The 7017-nt window shown below is 61.6% G+C and carries 9 protein-coding genes; 6 read left to right on the top strand and 3 right to left on the bottom strand.

Features of this window, described 5'->3' with window-relative positions:
• Positions 1 to 236: 236 nt before the first annotated feature.
• Positions 237 to 659 carry a hypothetical protein gene (locus GJ632_RS05405; protein WP_191452331.1) on the top strand — a complete coding sequence of 141 codons (423 nt, stop codon included), beginning with the start codon at positions 237 to 239 and terminating at the stop codon, positions 657 to 659.
• A gap of 143 nt (positions 660 to 802) precedes the next feature.
• Here GJ632_RS05405 and GJ632_RS05400 read toward each other — a convergent pair whose 3' ends face one another.
• Positions 803 to 1135 (bottom strand): HalOD1 output domain-containing protein, encoded by a 333-nt coding sequence (locus tag GJ632_RS05400; protein ID WP_231751358.1) that lies wholly within the window; start codon positions 1133 to 1135, stop codon positions 803 to 805.
• Between the two features lie 59 nt (positions 1136 to 1194).
• Between GJ632_RS05400 and GJ632_RS05395 the strand changes: the two genes are divergently transcribed.
• From GJ632_RS05395 to GJ632_RS05385, 4 genes are all read left to right on the top strand, one after another.
• Complete coding sequence (locus tag GJ632_RS05395; protein WP_191452330.1) at positions 1195 to 1767, top strand: diadenylate cyclase; 573 nt, start codon at positions 1195 to 1197, stop codon at positions 1765 to 1767.
• A gap of 20 nt (positions 1768 to 1787) precedes the next feature.
• A complete protein-coding gene (locus tag GJ632_RS05390) occupies positions 1788 to 2606 on the top strand; it encodes a cation:proton antiporter (RefSeq protein WP_255473540.1) in 819 nt (272 codons plus the stop codon).
• Positions 2603 to 3031 carry a cation:proton antiporter gene (locus GJ632_RS24660; RefSeq protein ID WP_343161038.1) on the top strand — a complete coding sequence of 143 codons (429 nt, stop codon included), beginning with the start codon at positions 2603 to 2605 and terminating at the stop codon, positions 3029 to 3031. Before GJ632_RS05390 ends, GJ632_RS24660 begins: the two co-directional genes overlap by 4 nt.
• A gap of 247 nt (positions 3032 to 3278) precedes the next feature.
• Positions 3279 to 4259 carry a calcium/sodium antiporter gene (locus GJ632_RS05385; protein WP_191452329.1) on the top strand — a complete coding sequence of 327 codons (981 nt, stop codon included), beginning with the start codon at positions 3279 to 3281 and terminating at the stop codon, positions 4257 to 4259.
• 206 nt (positions 4260 to 4465) lie between these two features.
• Here the strand turns inward: GJ632_RS05385 and GJ632_RS05380 are convergent, their stop codons facing one another.
• Both GJ632_RS05380 and GJ632_RS05375 read right to left on the bottom strand, forming a co-directional pair.
• Positions 4466 to 5599 carry an SPFH domain-containing protein gene (locus GJ632_RS05380; protein ID WP_191452328.1) on the bottom strand — a complete coding sequence of 378 codons (1134 nt, stop codon included), beginning with the start codon at positions 5597 to 5599 and terminating at the stop codon, positions 4466 to 4468.
• A gap of 306 nt (positions 5600 to 5905) precedes the next feature.
• Positions 5906 to 6211, bottom strand: a complete 306-nt coding sequence (locus tag GJ632_RS05375) for a hypothetical protein (RefSeq protein ID WP_191452327.1) — start codon at positions 6209 to 6211, stop codon at positions 5906 to 5908.
• 399 nt (positions 6212 to 6610) lie between these two features.
• Here GJ632_RS05375 and GJ632_RS05370 point away from each other — a divergent pair, with 399 nt between their 5' ends.
• Positions 6611 to 6943, top strand: a complete 333-nt coding sequence (locus GJ632_RS05370; RefSeq protein WP_191452326.1) for a hypothetical protein — start codon at positions 6611 to 6613, stop codon at positions 6941 to 6943.
• The last annotated feature ends 74 nt before the right edge of the window (positions 6944 to 7017 follow it).

Here is a 7017-nt window from a genome sequence, read left to right as displayed (position 1 = left end):
GCTACCAGACGAATCTCTTCGTCTACGGGCCGGGCGGGTACACGTTTTCCGACTTCATTCGGGTCGGCGCGCCGTTACAGTTCCTCCTCTCGATTGTCACCGTCCTCGGAATCGCGTTCTTCTGGGGCGTCCGCGTGTGAGACGAACCGTTCTGCCCGAGATACCGCGCCGACGTCACCACCTCCGACTGGAGGTGTCGTACGAACGTTGATTCATCTGGCCGTCGTACTAGAAGTATGGCCGAGTTTCCAGACGGACGACAACTCGTACTACGGGCGCGCTCCCAGTTGGACCAGTGGACGAGAAGTGCCCGGATAAAGGCGTACTCTGAACTGTTCGAAGGTGACGATCCGATCCTCAGCCCTGAAGAGATACGGCTACTCGATGCGCTCGATTCCGAACTGGAACGACGAGGCGGCGACGGTGTCTGGGGAACCGACCAGTACGGAATCCACGCGGCGGGAACCTCGAGTTCGGATAGCCCGCTCGGCGTCGTCTGTGTCTACCATCCGCAGATCACGAAGGACTCCGTCCTCCGTGGGGGAGACGAGTTAGACGACGAGACCGAAGAGCGACTCAACGCAGCGCTCTGGCGATACAGCGAGCGCGTCGCGACACTCGTCGAAGCGGAACTCGACGAGTTCGTGCGTCGAACCTAGTGGTAAGCTCCGATCTGACTAACTGTCTGGTGAGCGCGCCGTCTCTCGGCACGGGATTGTTGACTCCCCGTGACTCCACGCTGTGAGCCAACTGGCCGCGACTATCGTCCCAATCGCCGACACGTGCCGTCACGGTACGACCCTCAGTCAGTAGACGCTCGGCGAAGGCTTTCGAGCGGTTCGACGGAGAGATATTCGCCGTCGTCGATGGAGACGCGACAGTCGCTATAGACGAACGAGAGACAGCCACCGGTTCGGGGGTCACCGGTAGACCGGAACTCGAATAGCGCATCCAGAGCATCCGTGTCGAAGACGTACGCCAGCGGTCGGAGCGAACAGGGTTCACGTCCCTCCACGGCGCTCACCGCGCGCACGACGGCCGTGCTCATCGATTCGTTTTCTCCGATTTCGTACTCCATACCCCTAGTAAGGCCGACCGACCGAAAACCTCGTGCGTTTTTCACCCGGATAATCAAAATCCGCCACGATATGAAATCCGGGAACGCTATTCACTGACGGCCCTACGTACAGGCAAATGACTGACCTCATAGAGAGTATGAGAACGTCGGCTTCGAAACGGGTCTCTTCGGACATCGTCGCGGTGCTCGATAGGATCGAGGATTGCGTCAAGGAGATCAGTCGCGAGTTCGAGCGATGGGACGACCCCTACGCTCGGGGACCGGGTCTGTATTTCGTCGTCGAGCGTGAGTCGGTAGCCGAGTTCACGGACCCGATGGGGACGAACCGCTGGCCGGTCGAGGACTGTGCGAGCGTGTTTGATGAAACCGATGCACTCCTCGAGGCGGCACGAGGAGTTGCCTTTTCCTGTGACGGCGCAGTCGTCATCCACAACGACGGGACGATTCAAGAGGAGATGGTCAGGGTCGACCAGCTACCGACAGCCGAACGAGCACGGGGCGACGAACTTCCCTATGCGGGATGGATGGGCACCCGCCATATGAGCGCGCTGGAAACCGCGACCCGCAAGGAAGTGGTCGCAGCCATCACACTCAGCGAGGAGGACGGGCGAGTAACGACGTTCACTGACGTAGGGTTCGAAGACTATCGAAGGACGAGAGACGACGAAGACGAACGTGCGACTGACTGACCTACGGAGCGTGAATACCCATGGTCGTTGAGTCGAGCTTGTTACTCACGTTTCTCGCCGGGGTGACTCTCGTCTTGGCCGTTGCGCACACACTCGGAGCGGTCGCCGACAGACTCGGGCTTGCGCCGGTCGTCGGTGAACTCCTCACCGGGTTGGTGCTCGGGCCATCGATTCTCGGTTTCGCCGCCCCGAACGTCACGGCTATCGTCGTCCCGATTCCCGATCTGCTAACAGCCCTTGGGTCGCTCGTTCTCCTCCTCGTATTGGCCGGAACTGAAATCGACGGTCAGACGGTACGCCGCTACGTTCGACCGACGATAGCGCTCGCTACCGGAGCCTCCGTCGTACCGTTCCTTTCCGGATTCGCCTTGGGATGGGTTCTCCCAGCGAGATTCCTCGTCACTCCCGAGCAACGACTGCCGTTCGCGCTGTTCCTAGCGACGGCGCTGAGCATCTCGGCGGTTCCCGTCGCCGTTCGCGTGCTGATCGACCTCGACGCGATGGACCGACCAGTTGGACAACTCACTCTTACCGTCGCCGTCGTTATCGATGCAGCGGGATGGGTTGCGCTAACGATAGTTGCCGACATCGCTCGCGAGGGCCGGATGGAACCGTTCGGAGTCGGCCGGACACTCGTCGTCCTCGCCGTGTTCGTCGCGGTCGCTGTTGTTCTCGGCCCTCGAATCATCGAGACACTCTTCGGTGTCACCGCATACGTTCGGTCACCGGTGTTGACCGGGTTTTCTATCGTCGTGGTCGTCGGGCTTGGGATGGCGGGTGCTCGCTCGCACTCGGATTGGAAGCCGTTCTCGGCGCGTTCCTCGCGGGCGTCCTCGTGAGAGAACGACTCGACGCGGAGACGGAACGAGTATTTCAGATGGTGACACTCGGCCTGTTCGCACCCGTCTTCTTTGCGACGGCCGGGTTACAGGTCGACCTGAGTGGACTGCTCACGGTAGATACGCTACTGGTCGCGGGCGCCACACTCGCCGTTGCCGTGCTGGGAAAGGCACTGGGCGTGGTACTCGGAGCGACGTTGACGGACCTCACCCGTGTAGAAATCATCTGTCTTGCCATCGGGCTCAACGCTCGCGGTGCGATGGAACTCGTCGTGGCCGCCCTCGGTTTGGCAATCGGAATCCTCACGCCCACCATCTACGCCGTCATCGTCCTCGTCGCCATCCTCACGTCCGTAATGACGCCGCCGCTACTCCGACGTGCGCTCGTGTACCTTCCGGACGACACGCCCTCAAGGGCGGTGTGATTTGGCATCCTAGCCGTCGTGTCGGACATCGTCTCCGGTCACGGAGTTGCCAACTGTGGGGAGACGAACCGGCGCTGACGCGACTACGGGTCTCGTCGGTCGGGTCAGTAGCGGTGCTTTCGTTGAGAGATTCTCACCGAACGGTGACCCCGATACGTGAGAACGTGTCGTTCTTTCACGGCGGCTTCACGACCCACTCGATGAGTAGTTTTTTGCGGCCAGCCGTGGACGTTACGAAGGATTCGCGATGGTGAGCGACGGAGCTGCTGTCCAAATCGGAATTCTCGTTGCAACAGTCGCGGGGCTCTGGATCGGGGCCCGTCTCCTCGTCGATTCCGTGATCAGGCTGGCCCGTCGGCTCGGGCTGTCGGAGCTCACTATCGGCCTCACCGTCGTCGCCGCCGGCACCTCCACTCCGGAACTGGTGGTCACCGCCGACGCGGCACTGGCCGGTCTGGGGGCGATCGCGGTCGGCAACGTCGTCGGGTCGAACATCTACAATCTCGCGTTCATACTCGGCGTCGTCTCGCTGGTTCGGATCATTCCGATCGAGCGGTCGCTGGTCCACCGTGACGGAGTGGTTCTGGTCGTGAGCACGCTCGTCGGTGCCGCAGTCATGTTCGACCGAACGGTGGTCCGCGTCGAAGGTGCCGTGCTCCTCGTCTCGTTCGTCGCCTACACGGCGTACCTGCTCCGGACCGGTGATGGCACCCCGGACACGGTTCCCAGTTCCGTGAGCGAGGGGATACCGACAGCGCTGACCGAACGTGTGACGTTCCGCGGACGCGATGCGGTCCTGCTGGTGCTGGGGCTCGCCGTGGTCTTGGTGAGCGGCGACCTGATGGTGGGGGCGGCCTCCACGCTGGCACGGGCAGCGGGCATCCCCGACTCGATTATCGGCGGCACCATCGTCGCTGCGGGCACCTCGACGCCGGAGTTCGCCGTCTCGCTAGTGGCGATACGGCAAGGACGGCTCGGCGTGTCCGTCGGCAACGTCGTCGGAAGCAACATCTTCAACATGCTCGGCGTGTTAGGCGTCGCAGCGGTCATCCGGCCGGTGTCCTTCGGGTCAGTCGCGCTCGAGTCCGTCGCATGGCTCATCGTCGTCACCGTGGTCGTGGTCGCGGCGCTGTGGACGGGCCGAAAGCTCTCGCGGCCGGAAGGAGCGGTGTTCGCTGCCTCGGAGGTCGGACGGTGGGTGCTGGGACTGCTGGGGCTGGTCGGATGAGAGACGCTCGGCTGCGATGAGTGGTCCTGCGAGAGCCACTGCCGAGAGGTGTGCGCCGTTGAATCGGGAAGCCCTCCGAGAAGGTCTGTTGTAAGTCAGTTCGGGACTTCGCTGAGACGGTCGGCTCTCCGTCTCGGCGGTATCGTGGAATCCGGGGTCGCGACGAGTCGGACGGAGACAGCAGCGATTCGTGGGAGTACGCCGGTCTACGACGAAGCCGACGTTTGCTCTTCCGGTTCCGTGGCAGGGTCGTCTTCGACGGTTTCGTCGGCGCTCTCGACGTTCGGGTCACCGTTCTTGACTGCCTTAGCCTGCTGTTCCAGCCCTGCGACGTCCAACTCAGCGGCCTTCTCTATCTCGCCGAGAATCTCCTTGATGTCGTCGAGACCGATGAGTTCGCGCGTCTCGGCGTCGAATTGCAGGCTGTCTAACTGGTGTCCGTTGGCCGCCACGTCACTGCCCGTGAGGTGCTTGCCGTAGCGACCCACCAGCGAGGTGAGTTCCTGGGGGATGACGAACGTCGTCGACTCGCCCTGCCCGATCGCTTCGAGCGTCTCCATTCCCTTCTCGATGATGGCGCGTTCGCCCATCGACTCGGCGGACTTCGCGCGCAGGACCGTCGAGATGGCGTCCCCCTGTGCTTCGAGGATCTGACTCTGCTTTTCGCCTTGCGCTCTGATGATGTTCGACTGCTTGTCCCCTTCGGCGTTCTCGACTGCACTCCGGCGTTCGCCCTGCGCTTCGAGGATCGTGGCTCGGCGTCTCCGTTCCGCGCCGGTTTGCTGTTCCATCGCCTGTTGAACCTCTTGACTGGGGTTGACCTCTCGGACTTCGACTGACTCGACGCGGATCCCCCATTCGTCGGTCGGTTCGTCGAGCTCCTTACGAATGCGAGCGTTGATCTCCTGACGCTTGTTCAGCGTGTCGTCCAGTTCCATGTCGCCGAGGACCGCCCGGAGCGTGGTCTGGGCGAGGTTAGATACCGCCGTCTTGTAGTCTTCGACCTCCAGAAACGCCTTCTTCGCGTCCATCACACGGAGATAGACGACAGCATCCGCTGTCACGGGGGAGTTGTCACGCGTGATCGCCTCCTGACGAGGCACGTCCATCGTCTGAGTACGCATGTCGAACGTGTACGTGCGCGAGACGAACGGAGGGACGAAGTTGATACCCGGTTCGAGCAAGCCGCGATACTCGCCGAACACGGTGAGCGCCTGTTTGTCGTAGGCGTCCACGAACCGCACCATCTGCCAGACCGTCACCACTGCCAGCACCAGTACGAACAGGCCGACAATCCAGAATCCGAGAGCAGAGATCTGTAGCGTGATCGGGGCGTGCATGTGTTCCGGATTCCGTCCGTAACAGCATCAAGAGCCGACATTTTCACTCTCGTTCGGTTTTTAATTATGTGGGGTACACAAACGGCGGCATACGGACTCGCCTACTCAGAGCAGAGTCCCGTCAGGGCTCCGAACGCTCACAGGCCCGCGGCTTTTCAACCGTCACGAGTGCGCATCCGCCGAGCGTATCACGACCGGTCGCGGTCGGTCGCAGTTCCACCGTTCACCACAAGTGCGAAGAACGGGTGAACACGACCCCGACGCGGTCGGGAACGAGCACTCATTCCGGTAGCGACGGCGAACGCATCAGAACGAAATGTCGGTTTCGTCCGTGGGCCCTACCGATGCTCCGGCGAGGTTACCCCCGCGGTCGTCGTAGAATTTGCGCCCGATGTACTCATCGCTTAGATTACCGATGATGGTCGTGAACAACTCGTCGGCCGACGCGTACGTCTCCTGCCCGACCGGTCCGATGATCGTAGAGACCGTCTCGGTTTCCTGAGCGTCTGGAGCCTCGATATCGACCGCTCCGACCTGCCTGATGACCGAGTCTTGGTGGATCGGAAACGTGAGTTCGTCTTCGAGAAATGCGAGTACGTGACTTATCTCCATAGGACAGGTACACCGACGTTCCCCGGTTACCTCAATTGACAGCATTTTTCTACTCGAGGTGTTTTTGATTAACCGAGTCACTTGGCTCCCCGCACCGTTCGCGGTGATACTGTGAATGAGCACTGTCGTAACGGTGCCCCGGTTGTCGCCGCCCCCTTGAATCGACGGTACACCGAAATGTGGGACAACGCCCCTCGGCTCTGTGCGGTAGCGTCAGCCGTTGCGTGAACGAGGAGGTCAATCTCGTTCGTGAGGTCATCGACTCCGTGCTTCGACGTTCTATACTGCGCGGTCTACGACACCGGTAAGTCGTCCAGGTTCCCGACGAACGCTCCGATATCGAGGGCCACACCGACGAGCGTCCACACAGTTATCCGAATCGGGTGCCTATCTCAGAGCATGCCGGACGACACACGGGACCGAGACGAGACCGCAGACGACGAACAGCGACAACAGCCAGAACGGAAGCGAGAGGACGTTCGCGACCGCGCCCAGGAAGAACGAGCGATGAGCGGTGACCCCGGTGGGCGGCTCGGTGACCTCGATGGGGCGCTCGAAGACCAAGACTATCCAACCACGACGGACGAATTGGTCGAGGCCTATGGCGACTACGAGATCGAAGCCCAGGATGGGACGATGTCCCTCGAAGAGGTGCTCGCCCCGACCGATAACCAAACGTACGACTCCGCCGACGATGTCCGAAGCCGCGTACTGGGATTGGTGCATCGGTAACCGCCGTCGTCCCGGTATCCGCTCTCGCCGGTCCATCTTTCTCCCGCACTCGAAGTCGGGCTCACCATCGCACG

Origin of the sequence: Halogeometricum sp. CBA1124 (genome assembly GCF_009741955.1) — an archaeon.
GTDB lineage: Archaea > Halobacteriota > Halobacteria > Halobacteriales > Haloferacaceae > Halogeometricum > Halogeometricum rufum.
The sequence above is the reverse complement of the archived record's forward strand: the minus strand, read 5'-3'. Positions and strand labels throughout refer to the sequence as shown.

Coding starts and splice junctions, on each gene's coding strand:
- GJ632_RS05405 (WP_191452331.1), top strand. CDS start 237: ATGGCCGAGTTTCCAGACGGACGACAACTCGTACTACGGGCGCGCTCC.
- GJ632_RS05395 (WP_191452330.1), top strand. CDS start 1,195: ATGACTGACCTCATAGAGAGTATGAGAACGTCGGCTTCGAAACGGGTC.
- GJ632_RS05390 (WP_255473540.1), top strand. CDS start 1,788: ATGGTCGTTGAGTCGAGCTTGTTACTCACGTTTCTCGCCGGGGTGACT.
- GJ632_RS05385 (WP_191452329.1), top strand. CDS start 3,279: ATGGTGAGCGACGGAGCTGCTGTCCAAATCGGAATTCTCGTTGCAACA.
- GJ632_RS05380 (WP_191452328.1), bottom strand. CDS start 5,599: ATGCACGCCCCGATCACGCTACAGATCTCTGCTCTCGGATTCTGGATT.
- GJ632_RS05375 (WP_191452327.1), bottom strand. CDS start 6,211: ATGGAGATAAGTCACGTACTCGCATTTCTCGAAGACGAACTCACGTTT.
- GJ632_RS05370 (WP_191452326.1), top strand. CDS start 6,611: ATGCCGGACGACACACGGGACCGAGACGAGACCGCAGACGACGAACAG.